General features: G+C 70.4%; 14 protein-coding genes and 1 pseudogene. 2 read left to right on the forward strand and 13 right to left on the reverse strand.

Translation table 11 applies throughout. The features are described 5' to 3' along the window. Positions 1–94 precede the first annotated feature (94 nt). The 3 genes from CLV71_RS01200 to CLV71_RS01210 are packed head-to-tail and all read right to left on the reverse strand — an operon-like array spanning position 95 to position 3,889. On the reverse strand, positions 95–739 hold the full coding sequence (locus CLV71_RS01200; protein WP_133900661.1) for an acetoacetate decarboxylase family protein: 645 nt from the start codon (positions 737–739) through the stop codon (positions 95–97). Next, positions 736–2,427 (reverse strand): GMC oxidoreductase, encoded by a 1,692-nt coding sequence (locus CLV71_RS01205; RefSeq protein ID WP_133900662.1) that lies wholly within the window; start codon positions 2,425–2,427, stop codon positions 736–738. Before CLV71_RS01205 ends, CLV71_RS01200 begins: the two co-directional genes overlap by 4 nt. Before the next feature lies 1 nt (position 2,428). After that, the gene (locus CLV71_RS01210; RefSeq protein WP_133900663.1) at positions 2,429–3,889 is read right to left on the reverse strand and encodes a flavin-containing monooxygenase; all 1,461 of its coding nucleotides are present in this window, start codon (positions 3,887–3,889) and stop codon (positions 2,429–2,431) included. Positions 3,890–3,959: 70 nt separating this feature from the next. On the opposite strand from CLV71_RS01210, the gene CLV71_RS01215 reads away from it, so the two are divergent. Further along, complete coding sequence (locus tag CLV71_RS01215; protein WP_133900664.1) at positions 3,960–4,985, forward strand: AraC family transcriptional regulator; 1,026 nt, start codon at positions 3,960–3,962, stop codon at positions 4,983–4,985. 58 nt (positions 4,986–5,043) lie between these two features. Beyond that, the gene (locus CLV71_RS01220; RefSeq protein ID WP_243866150.1) at positions 5,044–6,360 is read left to right on the forward strand and encodes a cytochrome P450; all 1,317 of its coding nucleotides are present in this window, start codon (positions 5,044–5,046) and stop codon (positions 6,358–6,360) included. Between the two features lie 520 nt (positions 6,361–6,880). On the opposite strand, the pseudogene CLV71_RS01225 reads toward CLV71_RS01220, so the two are convergent. From CLV71_RS01225 to CLV71_RS01270, 10 genes and pseudogenes are all read right to left on the reverse strand, one after another. Further along, positions 6,881–8,125 (reverse strand): annotated as a pseudogene (locus CLV71_RS01225) (MMPL family transporter); the annotation flags it as partial. Positions 8,126–8,175: 50 nt separating this feature from the next. After that, a complete protein-coding gene (locus CLV71_RS01230) occupies positions 8,176–8,922 on the reverse strand; it encodes a phosphotransferase family protein (protein ID WP_133900666.1) in 747 nt (248 codons plus the stop codon). A 104-nt stretch (positions 8,923–9,026) separates the two neighbouring features. After that, positions 9,027–9,500 (reverse strand): sarcosine oxidase subunit gamma, encoded by a 474-nt coding sequence (locus CLV71_RS01235; RefSeq protein ID WP_243866154.1) that lies wholly within the window; start codon positions 9,498–9,500, stop codon positions 9,027–9,029. Further along, positions 9,490–12,216, reverse strand: coding sequence for a 2Fe-2S iron-sulfur cluster-binding protein (locus CLV71_RS01240; RefSeq protein WP_133900667.1), 2,727 nt, complete (start codon positions 12,214–12,216; stop codon positions 9,490–9,492). Before CLV71_RS01240 ends, CLV71_RS01235 begins: the two co-directional genes overlap by 11 nt. Then, positions 12,213–12,461 (reverse strand): sarcosine oxidase subunit delta, encoded by a 249-nt coding sequence (locus CLV71_RS01245; protein WP_133900668.1) that lies wholly within the window; start codon positions 12,459–12,461, stop codon positions 12,213–12,215. Before CLV71_RS01245 ends, CLV71_RS01240 begins: the two co-directional genes overlap by 4 nt. A gap of 11 nt (positions 12,462–12,472) precedes the next feature. After that, a complete protein-coding gene (locus tag CLV71_RS01250; protein ID WP_133900669.1) occupies positions 12,473–13,669 on the reverse strand; it encodes a sarcosine oxidase subunit beta family protein in 1,197 nt (398 codons plus the stop codon). After that, complete coding sequence (locus CLV71_RS01255) at positions 13,666–16,077, reverse strand: GcvT family protein (RefSeq protein WP_133900670.1); 2,412 nt, start codon at positions 16,075–16,077, stop codon at positions 13,666–13,668. The genes CLV71_RS01250 and CLV71_RS01255 overlap by 4 nt, the downstream gene beginning before the upstream one ends. A gap of 174 nt (positions 16,078–16,251) precedes the next feature. Further along, the gene (locus CLV71_RS01260) at positions 16,252–17,211 is read right to left on the reverse strand and encodes an ABC transporter substrate-binding protein (protein WP_208297330.1); all 960 of its coding nucleotides are present in this window, start codon (positions 17,209–17,211) and stop codon (positions 16,252–16,254) included. A 23-nt stretch (positions 17,212–17,234) separates the two neighbouring features. Beyond that, positions 17,235–19,193 (reverse strand): ABC transporter permease, encoded by a 1,959-nt coding sequence (locus CLV71_RS01265; RefSeq protein ID WP_133900671.1) that lies wholly within the window; start codon positions 19,191–19,193, stop codon positions 17,235–17,237. After that, positions 19,193–20,257, reverse strand: a complete 1,065-nt coding sequence (locus CLV71_RS01270; protein WP_133900672.1) for a quaternary amine ABC transporter ATP-binding protein — start codon at positions 20,255–20,257, stop codon at positions 19,193–19,195. The genes CLV71_RS01265 and CLV71_RS01270 overlap by 1 nt, the downstream gene beginning before the upstream one ends. Between the last annotated feature and the right edge of the window lie 49 nt (positions 20,258–20,306).

Below are 20,306 nucleotides of genomic sequence, written 5' to 3' on the forward strand. Positions count from 1 at the left end.
CACCTACTTTTCGTCAGACTCCTCCCGAAATCAAACCGCACCGCCGGACGGCGTGCACAACCACCGGTCCCCAACCTCCGGCACGAGCCGCTGATCAGCGGCGACGAGGCCCGAAGCGCAGTGTGAAGTCCGTGGCGGCCACGGTCAGGAACGGTTCGTACGGCCGCAACCACGCGAGAGGACCGTCCACTTCCCAGGTCGCGCGGGCCGTGTGGACCCGGCCGCCCGCACGCAGCGGAGTGTGCGCGAGCCGGCCGCGCAGGGCCTGTGACGCCCTGCCCAGCAGGGGGAACGGCAGCCGCAGGCCGCGACGCCCCCGCGTGCCGTGGGCGGAGGCCACCACGGTCTTCCCGAGCCGTGCGGTGGCGTCGAACGACGGCTCGTGCGCCATCTCGAACTCCGCCATGTCCTTCGGGATGCCCCACAGCTCCCGGCCGCCCGCCATCGACGCCGCGCTGTCCACCCAGATGTCGGTGATCGAGAGGCCGGGCCGCGCACCTTCCCGGACCAGCGGCGCCACCAGCAGCTCGTGGTAGGCCAGCAGTCCACCGGGCAGGTAGTCCACGAACGCCGTCGCGACCACGGTCCGCCCGAACGTCGACACCGGCCGCAGCCCGGCGGGCAGCGGCGGCAGCTCGCGGGTCGGCACGAGCCACAGCGAGACGTACCCGTGTCCCCGCAGGTCCCACGGCTCCGGTGGGTAGCCGGCCTCCGTGGCGGACTGTTCTGGAGCGGTCATCCGGCACCTTCCTCCCGCGTGATCGTCAGGTGGAGCGCGGCGGGCGCCGCCGCGGGCACCACCGGTCGGTTCGGCGCGACCGGGGGCACCCGCTCGTAGGCAGAGCCGAGCGGCGGTCGCGGGTCTGGGTCGCCCTTGTTGGGCCACAGGGACATCGCCCGTTCGGCGAGTGCCGTGATGGTCAGCGCGGGGTTCACCCCGAGGTTCGCGCAGATGGTCGAGCCGTCCACCACGTGCAGGCCGGGGCGCCCGAACAGCCGGTGGTACGGGTCGACCACGCCGTCGGCGGCGGTCGCGCCGATCGGGCAGCCGCCGATGAAGTGGCCGGTCAGCGGGATGTTCGCCAGGTCGGGCCACGCGCCGCCGGGGATCCCGTCGAGCCTCGCGGCGACGCGCCTGGTCACGTCGTGTCCCGCCGGGATCCACACCGGGTTCGGCTCCCCGTCGCCCTGCCGGGTGGTCATCCCGCGCCCGAACAGGCCGCGGCGGGTGTAGGTGGTCAGCGAGTTGTCGTGGCTCTGCATGACGAGCAACGCGATCGTGCGCTCCGACCAGCGGCGCGGCGACAGCAGCCTGCGCAGGTCCCTTCGGCGGCGGAACAGCTCACGCAGGCCGAGCACCCAGCGGCGCCTGCCGGTCTCCGGGTCGACGAGGACCGTCATCAGCAGTCCCATCAGGTTGCTGCCCCGCCCGTACCGGACCGGCTCGACGTGCGTCGCCGCGTCGGGGTGGATCGACGACGTGATCGACACCCCGGTCGAGTAGTCCACGTCGTCGGTGCGGGATTTGGCCGCCAGCACCGCCTCCGAGTTCGTCCGCGCGAGCGTGCCGAGCCGGTCGGACACGCCGGGCAGCCGTCCCCGGTCGCGCAGCCGGTGCAGAAGTCGTTGTGTGCCGAGGGCTGCCGCCGCGAACACGACCTGCCCGGCGGTGACGGTCCCCGACCGCAGGGGGGAACCCGTCCGTCGCGTGTGGACGGTGAACCCGCCGGAGGCCAGCGGCACGACGTCGGTCACGGTGGTCAGCGGGTGGACCACCGCACCCGCCTTCTCCGCCAGGTACAGGTAGTTCTTGACGAGGGTGTTCTTCGCGCCCCGCCGGCAGCCGGTCATGCAGGCACCGCAGTGCGTGCAGCCCGTCCGTGCCGGCCCCGCACCGCCGAAGAACGGGTCGGGCACCCGCTCTCCCGGCTCCGCGCCGAAGAACACGCCGACGTCGGCGGGGTGATACGTGCCCCCGACGCCCATCTCCTCAGCGACCGCACGCATCACCTCGTCCGCCGCCGTCGTGCGCGGGTACGTGGTGACCCCCAGCATCCGCCGCGCCTGGCCGTACCAGGGCGCCAGCTCCTCCTGCCAGTCGGTGATGTCCGCCCACCTCGGGTCCCGGTAGAACGCGGCAGGCGGCTCGTACAACGTGTTGGCGTACACCAGCGAACCGCCACCGACCCCCGCGCCGCTCAGCACCAGAACGTCGCGCAGCAAGGAGATCCGCTGGATCCCGAAGCACCGCAACGCCGGCGCGAACAGGTAGTCCCGCACCCGCCAGCTGGTCCTCGCGAACTCGTCGTCGGCGAAGCGCCGCCCCGCCTCCAGCACGCCGACGCGGTAGCCCTTCTCGGTCAGGCGCAACGCGGTGACGCTGCCGCCGAAGCCGGACCCGACCACCAGCACGTCGAAGTCGTACACGTCACGCCCCCTCGACCTGAGGTGTCCGCGTGGTGACGAGCCGGTAGTCGGCGGCGTCGGCCCGTGCCGTGCGCCTGCGGTACTCGCGCACCAGGCCCGGCCAGTTGGTCGTGATCCGGCCCCGGTCGTCGCGGTACCAGCTCGCGCAGCCCGCCCACGCACTGCGCCCGAGCCGTTCGCGCATCTCGGCGTCGAACCGGTCCGCCGCCTCCCGCCGGACGTCCACACCGGACCCGGGGACGATCCGTCGCACCACGTCGAGGATGTAGGCGAACTGGCCCTCCAGCATCGCGATGACGGAGTTGCCGCCGAGGTTCGTGTTGGGCCCGTAGACCAGGAACATGTTGGGGAACCCCGGCACGGTGAGGCCGAGGTAGGCGCTCGCGCCCCCGGCCCACTCGTCTGCCAGCTCCCGGCCCTCCAGGCCGCGGATCCGCATCGGGGCGAGGAAGTCGGTCGCGGCGAACCCCGTGCCGTAGACGACCACGTCGGCCTCGTGCGCGCGGCCGTCCGCGGTCCGCACCCCGGTCGGCGTCAGCTCGGTGATCTTCTCGGTCACCACGTCCACGTTCGGGCTGGTGAGTGCCGGGTACCAGTCGTTGGAGAACAGCAGCCGCTTGCAGCCGATCTCGTAGTCGGGCACGAGCCGTTCCCGCAGCGCGCGGTCGGGCACCTGGCGTCGCAGGTGCACGCGGAACAGCAGGTCGACGAGCCGCGCGAGCGACCGGTGGCTGGTGAGCGCGCTGGTCAGCAGCTCGCCGACACCCCACGTGGCGAGCCGCCCGAGCTGTTGGACCAGCGGGTACCGCTCGAACGCGTGCCGGTGCCACGGCCGGTAGGCGCGGTCCGGCTTGGGCACCACGTACGGCGCGGACCGCTGGAACACGGTGACCCGGGTCGCGCGCGGCTGGATGCGGGGCACGAACTGGACGGCGCTCGCCCCGGTGCCGATCACCGCGATCCGCCTGCCCGCGAGGTCGACGCCGTGGTCCCACCGCGCGGAGTGGAACGTGGGCCCGGCGAACGTGCCGGGGATGTCCGGGATCGCGGGCCGGGACAGCTGTCCGACGGCCGGGACGAGCACGTCGGCGGTGACCGTGCCCGTGCTGGTCTCGATCCGCCACCGGCCGTCCTCGAAGGTCGCGCCGGTCACCTCGGTGCCGCACCGCACGCGCAGGCCCTCGGTCGCCACCGTGCGGCGCAGGTAGGCGTGGATGTCGGGCTGCCCGGCGTAGCGGCGCGGCCAGTCCGGGTTGGGGGAGAAGGAGTACGAGTACAGCGAGGACGGCACGTCGCAGGCGGCGCCGGGATAGGTGTTGTCCCGCCACACACCGCCGACGTCGTCGGCCCGCTCGAGGACGGTGACGTCGGCGAACCCGGCGCGCCGCAACACGCTGGCGACGCCGAGGCCGCCGAAACCCGCGCCGATGACGGCGACACTGGGCTTCCTCGGCGCACGCATTCCGCGAAGGTAGGGAGTCGGCGGGCACCCGGGCCAGACAACCGCGGCCAGCCGATCCATAATTCCGGCCATGACGCAGCTCGCGGAGCCGGTGATCCGGCACTGGGACTTCCCACGGAGCATCGCGGGAACCGGTCTGCTCGTCCGGTTCGGCACGGACCGCGGCGTCCCGCCGGAGCGGTTGCTCGCCGGCAGTGGTCTGACCACGACGGGTCTGTCGAACCCCAGGGCGGAGGTGACCGCGCACCAGGAGCTGCGGGTCGTGCGCAACCTGGCCGCCGCGCTGCCGGAAGCGGGCCTCGCCGTGGGCCGCGAGTACCACGCGACGACGTTCGGCATCCTGGGGTTCGCGTTCATCAGCAGCCCGACCATGCGGGACGCCGTCGCGGTCGCGTTGCGGTACCTGGATCTCAGCTTCACGTTCAGCATCCCCAGTGTGTCCATTGTGGACGGTGAGGTGCTGCTGACGATCGACGACCGACTGCTGCCCGACGACGTCGCACGCTTCCTGGTGGAACGGGACCTGGCCGCGATCCACACGGTGATCGACGAGCTGGTCCCCGGTGGGGTACCGCTCACGGGCGTGGACTTCCGTTTCCCGCCACGGGTTTCCGACGAGGAGTACCGCGAGGTCTTCGGTCTCGCACCGGAGTTCGGGTGCCGGGCGACGGTGGCCAGGTTCGCCGCCGCCTACCTCGACGAGCCGCTGCCGCAGGCAAACCCGCACACGGTCGCGATGTGTGAGGCGCAGTGTCGCGAGCTGGTGTCCAGCAGGCGGGCCCGCACGGGCATGGCACACGAGGTCCGCGAGCTGCTGTCGGGCTTCGGCGCGGTGAGCGCGCAGATGACCGACGTGGCGAGGCGGCTGGGTGTCAGCACCCGCACGCTGCGCCGCAGGCTGGAAGACGAGGGCACGAGCTTCCGGGCGTTGCTCGACGAGGTGCGGGAGGCGCTGGCCGAGGAGCTGCTGACGAGGGGAGCCGTGCCGGTCGAGGACGTTGCGTACCGGCTCGGTTACGCGGAGGCGTCGAGCTTCATCCACGCGTTCAAGCGCTGGAAGGGTGTGACACCGAGCGCGTTCCTGCGAGGTCGCTGACCGGCGTCTACTCCGGGTAGGGTAGGCGGTACGCGCCAGTACCATGCTGGGAGGGACCATGACGCGAGTAGCGGACGTGGCGAAGCCGGTCGTGCGGTGGGGCCTGAACCACGGTATGCCCCGCACCGCGCTGCGGCTGGCCGCGAGGCGGGGCGACCTGCAGGCGCGGCTGTTCACGGCTGGCGGCACGACCCCCACACTCGGGATGACCGACCTGTTCGACGAGATCCGCGCGAGGGGCGCGGTGTCGAAGGGCGCGTTCACCTACCTGACGGCGAGCCACGCCGTGGTGCGGGAAGTGCTGGGCCGCAACGACTTCCGCAGCGGGATCACCCCGGCGGCCGGGTTCTGGGGCAGGCTGGCGCGGTGGTCGTCGGTGGCGTTCCTGCACCCGATGGCGCCGCCGTCGCTGCTGGTCACGGAGCCGCCGGACCACACCCGCTACCGCAGGCTGGTGACGCGGGTGTTCACGGTGCGTGCGGTGGAGAACCTGCGCGGACGCACCGAGGAGATAGCGAACGAGCTACTGGACACGATCGACCCGACCGATCCGGTGGACCTGGTGGAGACCTACTGCGGTCAGCTGCCGGTGACCGTCATCGCGGAGATCCTGGGTGTTCCGCCCGAACAGCGCGGCACGGTGTCGACGCTGGGGTCCGCGGCGTCGCCGAGCCTGGACATGGGGTTGTCGTGGGGCCAGTTCCGGCGGGTGGAGTCGGCGCTGGCGGCGTTCGACGCGTGGCTCGCCGAGCACCTGGAGAAGCTGAAGGCGAACCCGGGGGACAACCTGCTGAGCCGGCTCGTGGCGGCACGCGAGGACGGGGTGGGCCTGACCGATCTGGAACTTCGTGCCACGGCAGGGCTGGTTCTGGCGGCCGGCTTCGAGACGACGGTGAACCTGCTGGGCAACGGCACCGCGCTGCTGCACGACAACCCGGCGGAGCTGGCCGTGCTGCGCGAAGACCCGGCGCTGTGGCCGAACGCGGTGGACGAGATCCTTCGCATCGACCCGCCGGTCATGCTGACGGGCCGGACGGCCACGCACAACACGGAAGTGGCCGGGGTCCCGGTCCCGGCGGGCGCGCTGGTCACGACGATCCTGGCGGGGGCGAACCACGATCCGGCGGTGTTCCCGGAACCGAGGCGGTTCGACGTGCGGCGGCCCAACGCGCGTGAGCACATCTCGTTCTCGGCGGGCAGACACTACTGTCTCGGCGCGGCCCTGGCCCGGATGGAGGGCGAAGTCGGCCTGCGGACACTGTTCGACCGCTACCCGAACCTCCGCCTCATCCCCGGCGCGACCCACCGCAACACCCGAATCCTGCGTGGTTTCGAGCGCCTACCGGCCCGCCTGACCCCCTGGCCCATGCACTGAAGGACTCCTTCCTGACGCCGAGCGCAAGGAAGGAGTCCTTCATAACGATGGGTCGAGCACGTTACTCGCTGTCGGTGTCCTGCGCGTCTGGTTCCTCGAGGTGCCCGAGGTCGTGCCCCAGCTCGGCGAGCAGTTCGTCGAAGATCGGTGTCGTCATCACACCTTGATCCGGCATCTGGTCCTCCCCGGTCCAGCATGGGCGCGTCGGGCTCCCACACCCCCACGCCATCCCCGAATGTTACTGCTCCCGACCCCCCACGTGCACGCGACGCACCGAGTGTCCAACTTTTGACCTGATCGACATTCCAGGCAGCGCACCCACAAGACCCGAAGCCCCGCCACCGAACCGTGCACTGACCAGGCGTTTCTCCCGTGCGCCCGGCAAGGCCGCTGCCGGACGCGTCGCCGAGCCCCCGAAATCGTGCGGTGCGCCCGGGTGACTGTCCACAAGAACGTTACCGGACAGTCCGTGTTCAGCCGGGAACACTGTGTCGCGGCCGGAAGTCCTCATCGGACAGGGTCAGACTTCACGCTTCCTGCCAGGGAACCACCACGCCCACGAGCCGAGCAACCGCATCACCGCCGGAACGACCAGACACCGGATCACCAACGCGTCGACCAACACGGCGACCGCGAGCCCGAGCCCGAACTGACGGAGCATCCGGTCCTGGTCGAGCAGGAACGCCCCGAACACCACGATCATGATCGCCGCCGCCGCGGTGATCACCCCGCCCGTCGTGGCAAGGCCCTCACGCACCGCCCGCGACGCATCCCCGGTACGACGCCACTCCTCGTGCATCCGCGTCACCAGGAACACCTCGTAGTCCATCGACAACCCGAACACGATGGCGAACACCAACACCGGCACGAACGCCTCGATCGGACCCGGCTGCTCGCCGAGCAGACCGTGCTGGAACACCAGCGTCATCGCCCCCAGCGCGGCCCCGATGCTCAGCAGGTTCAACAAAGCGGCCTTCAACGGCACCAGCAGCGAACGGAACACCACCATCAGCAGCAACGCCGACAACCCGACCACGACCAACACGAACAACGGCAACCGATCCCCGACCGCGCCGGCGAAGTCGGCGGCCGCCGCGACCGACCCACCCACCAGACAGGTCGCACCCGTCCGCGAAGCCAGTCCCGGCAACACCTTCTCCCGAAGCCGCGTCACCAACCCGGACGTCGCCGGGTCCTGCGGCGCCGTGTCCGGGTACACCATCAACACCCCGAACCCTCCGGTCATGCGCGGCTCACCCGTCCCTGCCACGCCGTCCACATCGGACACCGCCTCGGTCAGTTCCGCCATCGCCGAAGGAGAACCCTCGACCACCACGACCAACGGACCGTTGAACCCCGGCCCGAACCCCTCGGCGAGAAGGTCATACGCCTGCCGGGTCGTGGAGTCCGGCGACTCCGTGCCCTCGTCGGCGAACCCGAGATGCGTGCCGAGCGCGGGCAGCGCGAGCCCGGCCAACGCGGCGAGCGCCACCACGAGGGCCGGCCACGGACGCCCCTGCACCAGCGTGGCCCAACTCCGCCACCTCGCGCCCCGGTCACGGTCCGCCCGCCTGCGCACCGCCCGCTCCAACCGCCTCCCGAACAACGTGAGCAGTGCGGGCAGCAACGTGATCGACGCGACCATCGTGACCAGCACCGTGAGACTGACGGCCAGCGCGACGCCCCGCAGCGACCCGAGCCCGAGCGCGAGCAGGCCCAGCAACGCGATCATCACCGTGCCGCCCGCGAACAACACCGACCGGCCGTCCTGCACCGGCTCACCCCGCTCGGGGCGGTGCTCCTGTCCCGGGCCGGCTAGGGTTCCCGCAGCCGGGCTCTGAGCACGTCGAACTCGCAGCCTGGCGCGTCGGGATCGAAGCCGTGCTCGATCAGCCAGTGCGCTGCCGTGAGGCTGCGCAGTGACCACCAGGCGCGGATCACGTCCCGGTCGGCGTCGGGGCCGTAGCCGGTGAGCAGGTCGTCGAGGCGTTCCTCGTGTCCGAGGGTCAGGATGGCGAGGTCGAACATGGCGTCGCCGGGGGCGGCCTCCGACCAGTCGATGACGCCGGTGACCTCGTCTCCGTCGACGAACACGTGGGTGATCTGCAGGTCGCCGTGGATGAACGCCGGTTTCCACGGCCGGAGCGCGATCTGCGCGATCTCGCGGTTGCGCCGGATCACCTCGGCGGGCAGGACGGCGTTGGCGTGGAGCCACGCGCACTCCCTGTCCAGTTCCGCCGCGACGTCCTCGAGCGTGCGCCCGGGCCACGGCGGCAACGGCGCGTCGTGCAGCCGGCGTACGGCGGCGCCCGCCGCGGCCCACGCCGCCGGTGACGCGGTTGACGGTTCGCCGAGGACACCGAGGGCCTTGCCCGGCACGGCGGCGATCGCGAGCGCGGGCGGCTCGCGCCAGAGGACCGCCGGGGTCGGTACGGGGGCCATGGCCATCGCCGCCACCTCGACGTCGGCGTGCGCCGGGTCGACGTCGACCTTCAGGAACACCTCACCCACACGCAGCGTCGCACGCTGGCTGTGAGCGACGACGACTTCGACCCCGTCCATACCGGCCATCCTGGCGGGGACGGCAGCCGATGTCGCCGGATTTAGGCGGCTTCGGTCCTGGCCGGCTCGTCGGTGGAAACCGGCCGTCCTCGCCGACTGCGCGGTCAGCTCTCAGCGGCGGCGTCGGTCAGCCACGCGGCCAGGTAGTGGGCGAACGAGTTCCGGACCAGGAGGTGGTAGGTCGGTTCGTCGGTGGTCTGCCACAAGATCACCTGGGTTCTCGCCAGGGTGGTTTGCGCGCAGTTGCCCGCCGAGAACGATCTCGGGTGTAGGTCGAGCGTGCAGCCCTTCTCCAGGATGTCCCGGGCGTGCGGGCCGCTCAGCTCGATCGTCGTCCGGTTCGCCGAGACGTCCACCCCGTTCGGGAGTTCGAGCGGCGGGCCGTCCAGCACCAGCCACTCCGACGGCCCCAGCCACAGGACGTCGTGCTCCTCCCACCGGATGGCAGTGTTGGCGGCGGGCTTGGGAAACGGGCCACCACCCTGCACGTTCGCCGCCCTGCGGAACGGGAGTTCTCTCATGCCCGCGGGCAGGGGGTGGTCGGCCAGTGGGCTGCGGCGCAGGGAGTCAGCCGTCACGGCGCAGGCCTTCCTTGTCGTAGAACACCGGGTCCGTGATCGTCGCCTCAGCCAGGCTGTCGCCCAGTGGGGCCAGCACCTTCTCGCCAAGGCGTGATCGGCCGCCCTTGACCAGGGCCAGCGCGAACGTTCTCGACAGCGCGGCGCTGCGATAGCTCGACGTCACGTGGCCCAGCATGGGAACGGGCGGCGTCAGCGGCGTGTTCGGCGCGATCAGCTGTGTCCCTTCCGGGATCAGCAGGTTCGGGTCCGTCGGCAACAGGCCCACCAGCTGCTTCCGGTCCGGCCGCCTCGTGTCCCGGCGTCGCAGCGACCTCCTGCCCACGAAGTCCTTGCGCGTCGACACTATCCACGACATCCCCAGGTCGTGCGGAGTCACCGTGCCGTCGGTGTCCTGCCCGACTATCGGGAAGCCCTTCTCCGCCCTCAGCACGTGCATGGTTTCCGTGCCGTACGGGACGATCGCCAGGTCCTCACCCGCCTCCAGGACCGCCTCCCACGTCGCCAGGCCGTACCACGACGCCACGTTGACCTCGTACGCCAGCTCACCCGAGAACGAGATGCGGGCTATCCGCGCCGGGACCTCGTTGTGCAGCACCACGTTCCGGAACGTCATGAACGGGAAGCCCCCGGCGGACACGTCCTCCGACACCAGCCGGGAGACCACCGTGCGGGACTCCGGACCAACCACGGCGATCGTCGACCACTGCTCGGTCACCGACGTGAACGTCACGTCCAAGGTCGGCCACTCCGTCTGCGCCCACTCCTCGAACCAGTCCAGCACCTTGGCCGCACCGCCCGTCGTGGTGGTCACGTAGTAGCGGTCCTCCGCCAGGCGCATGGTCACGCCGTCGTCCATCACCATGCCGTCCGGGCCGCACATCATGCCGTAGCGGCACGCGCCGACCGCCAGCTTCTTGAACGCGTTGGTGTACATACGGTTCAGGAACTCGCCCGCGTCCGCGCCCACCACCTCGATCTTGCCGAGCGTCGACGCGTCCTGGACCGCCACGCCCGTTCTCGCGGCACCGCACTCCCTCAGGACCGCTTCTTCCATGCTCTCACCGGGCTTCGGGTAGAACCTCGGGCGCCTCCACTGTCCCACGTCCTCGAAGACCGCGCCCGCCGCCACGTGCCACGGGTGGATCGGGGTGGTACGGACGGGGTCGTGCAACGCGCCCCTGTTGCGCCCGGCCATCAACGCGAACGACACCGGCACGTACGGGGCCCGGAACGTCGTCGTGCCAAGGTCTCCCGGCGAGCCGAGGTCCAGTGCGGCGGCCAGCACCCCCAGCATCGGCAGGTTCGAGGTCCTACCCTGGTCCGACCCCGTGCCGATCGTCGTGAAGCGCTTCACGTGTTCGGGGGAGCGCATGCCCGCGCGGGTGGCGCGCAGTACGTCCGCCACCGTCGCATCTCGTTGCAAGTCAACGAAACAGCGGTCGGGCTCGAGTGGCACCCGCCACACCGGGCGCGGCGGCACGACGTCCCGGTGCGCCACGTGCGGGAGGTCCGGCAGCGATCCCGGAAAACCCACCGCTGCCGCCGCCGTCACGCCCGCTGCCGCGCCCTCCGCGCGGGCCTCCGCCGGCCCGTACACGCCGTTGGCCGCGCCCACCACCTGGTTCGCCTGTGCCGCGCGGTCCGGCACGAAAGCCGCAAGGGTGTCATCCCACCGCAGTGTGCCGCGGGACTGGCTGAACAGGTGGACCACCGGGCTCCATCCGCCCGACACCGCCAGCAGGTCGCACTCCAGCTCGACGTCCCCTGTGGACACTCCGATGACCCGGGCGTTGCCCAGCGCCCGCTCCACGAGCTGGTTCGCCCGTACCTCGATGTCCAGTGACGCCGCCCGTGTCGCGAGGTCTTCCGGTGGCGTCGCCCTGGCGTCCAGGACCACCACCCGCGCACCTGCCGACGCCAGGTCGAACGCTGTCTCGTACGCGCTGTCGTTCGTCGTGTGCACGACCACGTTCCGGCCCGGCAGCACCGCGTACCGGTTCACGTACGTCCGCACGGCCGACGCCGACATGACGCCCGGCAGGTCGTTGTCCGCGAACACCAGCGGCAGCTCGTGCGCGCCCGTCGCCAGCACGACACGCCTCGCCCGCACGTGCCACAGCCGCCGCTTCTGCGCCACCAGCACGTAGTTGCTGTCGTAGTAGCCGAAAGCCGTCGCCCCCGCCAGCATCCGCACCTCGGCGCGCCCGGCCAGCTCGGTCACGGTCGACGAGACCCACGGCAGCACAACGGGATCCGACAGCAGGCTCCCCCCGGGCGCCGGCTGGTCGTCCACCAGCAGCACCCGCGCCCCACCCGACGACGCCGCCAGCGCCGCCGCGAGCCCGGCCGGGCCTGCCCCGACCACCAACACGTCCGTGTGCACGAACTTCTTGTCGTGCACCATTTCCCCGAGCGGCTCCAGCCGGCCGACGCCGCTCAGCAGCGACACCGACAGCCCTTCCGCCAACGGGACGGTCGTCGCGGTCAGCGACGGCTCGCCGTCGACCTGTACCAGCGCGTTGGGCTCCTCGACGCCTGCCGTCACGATCCCGCGCGGTCTGCCCCTGTACTGCGACGGCCCGACTGTCACGAGACCGTCGGCCAGCATCGCCGACGCCACGGTGTCGCCGGCGAAACCCGTGCGTGCCACGCCGTCCAGGGTGTACCGCAGGGTGACCGTGCGGTCGATCCGGCCGCCGGTGGGCAGTCTCATCGGTCCTCCACGAACTCCGACGTGGTCGTGTCGCGGACCGTGTCGAACCAGCGACGGCAACCCGCGGCGTGCACCCACCGCTCGGCGAACGCGCCCTTCGGGTTGTCACGGAAGAACAGGTACTCCGCCCATTCCCTGTCGGACAACGCATCCGGGTCCGCCGGGTACGCGACACCGGCCTGTCCGCCGTAGCGGAACTCGATCTCCTCGCGCTCACCGCACCAGGGACACTTGATCAGCAGCATCTGCGGTCCAATCAGTGCGCCACGGCAGCCGCGCCGTGCTCGTCGATCAACGCCCCGGTGGTGAAGCGTGCCAGGCTGAACGGCTCGTTCAGCGGATGCGGCGCCCCGGTCGCGATGGTGTGCGCGAACACCCACCCGACCCCCGGCGTCGCCTTGAAACCCCCTGTGCCCCAACCACAGTTGACGTACAGGTTCTCCAGCGGCGTCAGTCCCACGATCGGCGACGCGTCCGGTGTGACGTCCACGATGCCGCCCCACGAGCGGATCACGTGCGCACCGGCGAAGATCGGGAACAGCTCGAGCGCCGCGGCCGTCTGGTCCTCGATGACGTGCACCGAACCCCGTTGCCCGTAGGAGTTGTACGAGTCGATGCCCGCACCCATGACCAGCTCTCCCTTGTGCGCCTGGGAGACGTACACGTGCACGTGGTTCGACATCACCACCGTCGGGTGGATCGGCTCCAGCAGCTCGGACACCAGCGCCTGCAACGGATGGCTCTGCAGCGGCAACCGCAGCCCCACGGTGTCGGCCAGCACACTCGAGTGCCCGGCCGCCGCCAGCCCGACCGAGCCCGCGTGGATCGGGCCGAGGCTCGTCTCCACGCCGACCACCCGGTTGCCGTCCCGCAGGAAGCCCGTGACCTCGCAGTGCTGGATCAGGTCGACCCCGCACTCGTCGGCCTTGCGCGCGAACGCCCACGCCACGTGGTCGTGCTTCGCGATGCCCGCACGCGGCTGCCAGGTGCCGCCAAGCACCGGATACCGGGTGTGGGGCGAGGTGTTGAGGATCGGGCACACCTTCACGACGTCCTCCGGCGAGAGCCACTCGCCGTCGATCCCGTTGAGACGGTTGGCGTTGACGCGTCGCATCGAGTCGCGGACGTCCTGCGGCGTGTGCGCGAGGTTGAGCACGCCCCGCTGGCTGAACAGGATGTCGTAGTCGAGGTCCTCGGGGAGCGTCTCCCACAGCTTCAGCGCGTGCTCGTAGATCCCCGCGCTCTCGTCCCACAGGTAGTTCGACCGGATGATCGTGGTGTTGCGGGCCATGTTCCCGCCCGCGAGCCAGCCCTTCTCCAGCACGGCGACGTTCCTGATGCCGTGGTTGCGCGCGAGATAGTACGCGGTGGCGAGACCGTGGCCGCCCGCCCCCACGATGACCACGTCGTAGGACGGCTTGGGTTCCGGGTTGCACCACAGGTGCTCGCTCATCCGCGCAGCCTCGTCATGGCCGGGTCGAACAACGGCTCCTCGGCGACCGTCGCGAGGATGCGGCGACCGAAGTATCCGATGTGGACGGTCCAGCCGGGTGTCGCCAGCTCAGCGGGAAGCCACGCGTAGGCGATGCCCGTGCCGATGGTGTGGCCGTAGGCGGCGCTGGTGACGTAGCCGACGGGATTGTCCCCGTCGTACACGGGTTCCTTGCCCAGCACGTACGCGTCGAGTGTGAGACAGGTCAGCTTCCGCGTACTCTGCCGGGTCGCGTCCTTGCCGACGAAGTCCGGTTTCGCCTTCTTCACGGCGAAATCGAGCCCGGCCTCGGACGGCGTGTGCTCGTAGGTCATGTCCGTGCCGAACGACCGGTAGCCCTTCTCCAGGCGGAGGCTGTTGAACGCCCCACGGCCCGCGGCGATCACGCCGTGCTCCCGACCGGCCGCCCACAACGTGTCCCACAGCTTGAGGCCCATGTCAGCGGTAGTGTACAGCTCCCAACCCAGTTCGCCCACATAGGACAGTCGCAGGGCGGTCACCGGGACGTTGCCGACATGGCCCCGCGCGCCACGGAAGTACCTCAGCTTCACCAGGTCCAGGTCGGTCAGCGGCTGCACGAGGTCGCGTGCCCTCGGCCCCCACACCCCGACGCAGCACGTCCCCGCCGTCGTGTCGCGGACCTGGACCGTGCCGTCCGGCGGGAGGTGGCGGGCCAGCCAGTCCAGGTCGAGCATCCCGTTGACACCGACCTGGAACGTGTCCCGGCCCAGTCGCGCGACGGTGACGTCGCTGCGGATGCCGCCGTCGTGGTCGAGCAGCAGGCAGTAGGTGACGGAGCCGACGGACTTGTCGACGTCGCCGGTGACCAGCCGCTGCAGGAACTCCGTGGCGCCGGGCCCGGTGACCTCGACGCGTTTGAGGGCGGTCATGTCGTAGAGCGCGACGGCCTCCCTGGTCACCTGCGCCTCGGCCGCGACGATCGGGGACCAGTAGCGGGCGGCCCACTCGTCGGGCCGCGGGATGTCCCTGCCGGCCACGAGACCGGCGTTGGCCTGGTACCACTGCGGCCGCTCCCAGCCGCCGGCCTCGAGGAAGGAGGCCCCCAGCTCCTGCTGCCTCGGCCGGAACGGACTGGTCCTCAGTGGACGCGGGTCCTCCATCGGCTGGGCCGGGTGCTTGATGTCGTACACCTCGACGAAGTTCTGGCACGCCCGCTCCCGCACGTACTTCGGCGCGAGCTGGTGCGGCTCGAACCGGTTGACGTCGCACTCGTGCAGGTCGAACGACGTGCAGTACCCGTCGGCGATCCACTCGGCCATCGCGCGGCCGACCCCGGCGGAGTGGGTGACCCAGACCGCCTCCGCGACCCAGAACCCGCGCACGTCACGGGAAGGGCCGAGGAGCGGCATGTCGTCGGTGGTGAACGAGAAGAGGCCGTTGATGCCCTCCTCGACCTTCGCGTCCCGGGTGGCGGGCAGGAGTTCGTGGGTCTCGCGCCAGGCCTCCGCGAAGTCCTCCTCGGTGAAGGGCTGCACGGACGGCATGACGTCTGCGGCGTCCACGCTCGGGATGTCGTCGGCCGACACGGGCATGGGCCGGTGGCCGTAGTAGCCGATGCCGATGGTGTCGAACCGTTCGCGGTAGTAGAGGTCGGCTTCCTGGTGGCGCAGGATCGGCCGGGTGATCTCCGCCGTGTGCCCGGTCAGCGGGGCGACGCGGCCGGTCCAGGCGAGTTGGTGGGCCATGGGGGACAGTGGCAGGGACATGCCGACCATGCCTGCTATGCGCGCACCCCAGATCCCGGCGCAGCACACGACGATGTCCGCGGGCAGCTCACCCCGGCTGGTGGCGACACCGGTGACGCGGTCGCCAGTGACGAGGACGTCGAGCACCTCGGTGCGGTCCAGGACGGTCACGCCGCGCTCCCGCGCGCGGTCGACCTGGGCGGCGACGGCACGGACGGCCTTGGCGACGCCGTCGGTGGGGGTGTGGAGGGCGCCGAGCGTCCTGTCGGGGTCGAGGAGGGGGAAGAGGTCGAGGCACTCGTCGGGGCCGATCACGGTGGCCGGGATGCCCCAGGAGGTGGCCCAGCCCTGGCGGCGGTGGAGGTCGTTCAGACGGGCGGGGGTGGTAGCCACCTCGAGGCCGCCGACCTGGAGGAAGCACGGCTCACCGCCTGCGGACAGGCCCGTGAGCTTCTCGACGGTGTAGCGGGCCATCTCGGCCATGGCCTTGCTGGGGTTGGTCTGGAAGACGAGGCCGGGGGCGTGGGAGGAGGAACCGCCCGGGGCGGGCAGCGGACCCTGGTCGATGATCGTGATGTCCCCGAAACGCCGTGCGGACAGCTCGTCGACCAGCGCGGCCCCGACGACACCCGCTCCGACCACCACGACCCGGGGTCCGGCCATGCCACCCTCCACAGTGCGCGATCCGCAACAGCACGCAGGCTACGCAACTCAGCGTCGTGGCCCGGATGGCCCTTGTCAAGTGCCCGAGCCCCGTCTGCACTGAAGGACGCCTTCGTAACGCTGACCGTAAGGAAGGCGTCCTTCAGTGCGTTGGGGTGGGTCGGGTCGGGGCGGTCAGGACTTCGGGAGCCAGGCCTGGATCTTGTCCTTGTTCGCGTCCACCCACTTCTTGGCGGCGGCCTCCGGGGACAGTTTGTCCTCGGCGATCGACTTCGCGACCTCGTTCTGGTCGTCGTTGGTCCACTGGAAGTTCTTCACCAGCTGGTAGGCGGGCCCACCGGCGTCGGCGAACTTCTTGCTCACGATCTTGTCCAGGTCGTAGTCCGGGTAGTCGCAGGCGATCTTCTCCGGGTCCGCGTCACACCCGGCCGTGTACTTCGGCAGGTCGACCTTCACCAGCTCGATCTCCGCGAACAGCCACTGCGGCGAGTAGAAGTACCCGATCACCGGCGTCTTGTTCGCCTCGGCCTGCCGGAACGCCTGAATCAACGCCGTTTCGCTGCCACCGTAGACGACCTTGTAGTTCAGGTTCAGGTTCTTGACCAGCGCCTCGTCGTTGGTGACGAACGACGGGTCACCGTCGAGCAGTTGCCCCTGCGCACCCGACTCCGACGTCCTGAACATGTCCGCGTACTTGTTGAGGTTGTTCCAGTCCGTGATGTCCGGGTACTTCTCGGCGAGCCACGGCGGCACGTACCACCCGATCTGCCCCTCGACCCCCGTGGAACCCGCCGACACAGCCGTCTTCTGCTCGTCGATGTACTTCTTCCTCAGGTCGTCGTGGCCCCAGTTCTCGACCACGGCGTCCACCTCGCCGGTGCCGAACCCCTGCCACGCGACCTCCTCCTTGAGGTCCTTCTTCGTTACCGTACAACCGAGTTCCGTCTCGGCCACATACGCGAGCACCGCCGCGTTGGCCTCGTAACCCACCCACGGGTTGATCGCGATGTTGAAGTCACCGCAGTCCCCGGAACCACCGCCGGACGACGACTCGCCGACCTTCGCCCCGCCGCACCCTGCCATCGCCATCGCCGCCAGCAGGACGCCGGCGCGAACCCAGGTCGAACGTGTCACTTGCCACTCCTTCGTTCTCGGTGTCACTGGGCGCGCCGTGCCGCCGCCTGCGTGAGACGGTCGAGCATCACGCCGAGCAGGACGATCGCCGCTCCTGCCGCGAGGCCCTTGCCGTAGAGCTGTGCCTGGGAGAAACCCGCCACCACGTCGTAGCCGAGCGCACCCGCGCCAACGAGACCGCCGACCACCACCATGGACAGCACGTAGATCAGCCCCTGGTTCGTCGCCAGCGTCAACGCGTGCCGTGCCATCGGCAGCTGCACCTTGGTGATCAGCTGCCACGTGCTGGACCCCGCCGACGTCGCCGCCTCGACCGTCGTCGGGGACACCCCTCTGATGCCGTCGGCCACGACCTTGATCGTCACCGGCGCCGCGAACACCACCGCCGCCACGATCGCCGTGAACCGGCTGGCGCTGAACAACGCCAGGAACGGCACCAGGTAGACGAACGGCGGCATCGTCTGACCCGCGTCGAGCAGCGGGCGCAACACCCGGTCGACCGTGCGGTTGCGGCCCATCCACACGCCGAACACGACACCCAGCGCCAGCACGATCACCGTCGCGACCAGCGTGGACGCCAGCGTCGCCATCGAGTCGGCCCACAACCCCGTGCCCCACAACAGGAGCAGACATGCCGCCGACACGATCGCCGCCCGCACCGAGCCGACCACGGCCGACACCGCCACGACCGCCGCCGCCAGCAGCCACCACGGCGACTCCGTCAGCAGCGTCTGCAGCGGGTCGATCAGCACGAGCGTGACGAAGTCCTTGACGCCACCGGTCACCGACGACAGGTTCGTCTGCACCCAGTCCGTCGCGGTCGTCGTGAACTGCGCGATCCACCGGCCCACCGGCACGTCCGGCGGGAACTCCGCCGCCCACACGTAGGTCGTCGACAGGTACACGGCGACGACCGTCAGCACGGCACCCGCACCGAGCACACCCCGTCTGACCATTGTGGACATCCGAGGGGTGTCGACCCGCGCGCGGGCAGCCGCACCGGTGGTGACCCGGTCCAGCACGATCGCCATCACGACGATCGCGAGGCCCGCGTTGAACGCCGTGCCGACATCGAGGGTCTGCAACGCCTTCACGACCGTCTTGCCGAGGCCGGGTGCGTCGATCAGCGCGGCGATCGTGACCATCGCCAGCGCGGCCATGATCGTCTGGTTGACACCGAGCACGATCGTCCGCTTCGCCGTCGGCAGCAACACCTTGAACAACGTCTGGTTCGTCGTGGCGCCAAGGGACTCACTCGCCTCGACCGTCTCGCGCGGCGCGTTGCGGATGCCGTGCGCGGTGAACCTGATCACCGGGGGCGCGGCGTAGATCAGCGTCGCGATCGTGGCCGACGCCGGACCGATGAGGAACACCAGTGTCAGCGGCGCGAGGTACACGAACGACGGCATGATCTGCATGAGGTCCAGCACCGGCGTGATGATCCGGTGGAACCGGTCGGACAACCCGGCCCAGACCCCCAGCGGCAGCCCGATGAGCAACGCGATGAGCACCGCCGCGAGCGTCAGCGCCAGCGTGTCCATGCTCTCGCGCCACAATCCCTGCAGACCAAGGAAGGTGAAGCCCGCGGCGGCCAGCAGCGCCATCCGCCACGACGCGACGGCATACGACACGTACCCGACGATCGCCACCACCCCGAGCCAGCCGATCAGCGGCACCGGCCGCCCGAACGACGGCTGCGCGATCAGCGCCTGGACGAACGACGTGAACTCGTCGACGACGAGCCGGATCTCGTTGAAGAAGTACAGGAACACCGGGTTGGTGTTGCGGCTCGCGCCGAGCGAGTCGTTGAAGTCGTTGATCGTGTGGTGCAACGGGGTCAGCTGCGCGGCGCCGAGGGACAGCGTGTGCATCCCACGCAGCACCGCCCACAGTGCCAGGAACACCACCAGGATGCCGACGACCAGCGCACCGCGGCCTGGGCGGCGCAACGACGCGGCACGAGGAAGGGCCAGCTGGGCCATCACTCACCCGCCACGGCGCTGAGGATCTCCTCGTGGCTCACGACGCCGAGCAGCTCACCGTCCCGCACGACCTTCACGGGCCGGTCGGCGGCGAGCACAGCACGCACCGCCTCCCGCACCACCACCTCAGGCGCCAGCTCCGGCCCGTCCAACACGTCGTCGGGCCGCGAGGGACGCATGATCGACCGCAGCGTGAGGACGTCCGCGCGCGGCACGTCCCGGACGAAGTCGGACACGTACTCGTCGGCAGGCGAGCGGACCAGCTCCTCGCCGGTGCCGCACTGCACGGCCTTGCCGTCACGCATGATCAGGATGCGGTCGCCCAGCTTCAGCGCCTCGGACAGGTCGTGGGTGATGAACACCATCGTCTTGCCGACCTCGCGGTGCAGGCGGATGACCTCGCTCTGCATGTCCCGGCGGATCAGCGGGTCCAGCGCGGAGAACGGCTCGTCGAAGAACAACACGTCCGGGTCGCCGGCGAGTGCGCGGGCCAGTCCGACGCGCTGCTGCATGCCGCCGGAGAGCTGGTCGGGGTAGGACCGCTCGTTGCCGTCGAGGCCGACCAGCTCGATCACCTCGAGCGCCCGCCGGTGCCGCTCCGCCCTGCCCATGCCGCGGATCTCCAGCCCGTAGGCCACGTTGTCGATCACGCGGCGGTGCGGTAGGAGCCCGAAGTGCTGGAACACCATGGAGAACTTGTCGCGCCGCAACGACCGCAACCGCCTGCGGTCCGCGGCGAGGATGTCCTCGCCCTCGAACACGACCTCCCCGGCCGTCGGCTCGATGAGCCGGGTCAGGCAGCGCACGAGTGTGGACTTGCCCGACCCGGACAGGCCCATCACGACGAAGACCTCGCCGGCGGCGACCTCGAAGTCGATGCCGCTGACCGCGGCGACGCAGCCGGTCGCGTCCATCAGCTCGCGGCGGGACAGGGCGGACAGCTCCGGGGACTCGGGCACCCGCTCCGGCCGCACGCCGAACACCTTCCACAGCGCGCGGACGGCGATCACCGGGTCGCCGGGGATCTTGGGGGTGGGTTCGGTGACTTCGGTCGGTGCGGCCACGGTTCACCTCTGCCGTGTTGCGTATGGTGCACTTCGTACCTGTTAATGG

The sequence above is a fragment of the Actinophytocola oryzae genome, assembly GCF_004364325.1.
Lineage (GTDB): Bacteria > Actinomycetota > Actinomycetes > Mycobacteriales > Pseudonocardiaceae > Actinophytocola > Actinophytocola oryzae.

Bases quoted from the DNA above. Each gene is read 5' to 3' on its own strand.
- CLV71_RS01255 (WP_133900670.1), bottom strand. From the start codon at position 16,077: ATGGCCGGACCCCGGGTCGTGGTGGTCGGAGCGGGTGTCGTCGGGGCC.
- CLV71_RS01215 (WP_133900664.1), top strand. From the start codon at position 3,960: ATGACGCAGCTCGCGGAGCCGGTGATCCGGCACTGGGACTTCCCACGG.
- CLV71_RS01210 (WP_133900663.1), bottom strand. From the start codon at position 3,889: ATGCGTGCGCCGAGGAAGCCCAGTGTCGCCGTCATCGGCGCGGGTTTC.
- CLV71_RS01220 (WP_243866150.1), top strand. From the start codon at position 5,044: ATGACGCGAGTAGCGGACGTGGCGAAGCCGGTCGTGCGGTGGGGCCTG.
- CLV71_RS01250 (WP_133900669.1), bottom strand. From the start codon at position 13,669: ATGAGCGAGCACCTGTGGTGCAACCCGGAACCCAAGCCGTCCTACGAC.
- CLV71_RS01200 (WP_133900661.1), bottom strand. From the start codon at position 739: ATGACCGCTCCAGAACAGTCCGCCACGGAGGCCGGCTACCCACCGGAG.
- CLV71_RS01230 (WP_133900666.1), bottom strand. From the start codon at position 8,922: ATGGACGGGGTCGAAGTCGTCGTCGCTCACAGCCAGCGTGCGACGCTG.
- CLV71_RS01240 (WP_133900667.1), bottom strand. From the start codon at position 12,216: ATGAGACTGCCCACCGGCGGCCGGATCGACCGCACGGTCACCCTGCGG.
- CLV71_RS01245 (WP_133900668.1), bottom strand. From the start codon at position 12,461: ATGCTGCTGATCAAGTGTCCCTGGTGCGGTGAGCGCGAGGAGATCGAG.
- CLV71_RS01265 (WP_133900671.1), bottom strand. From the start codon at position 19,193: ATGGCCCAGCTGGCCCTTCCTCGTGCCGCGTCGTTGCGCCGCCCAGGC.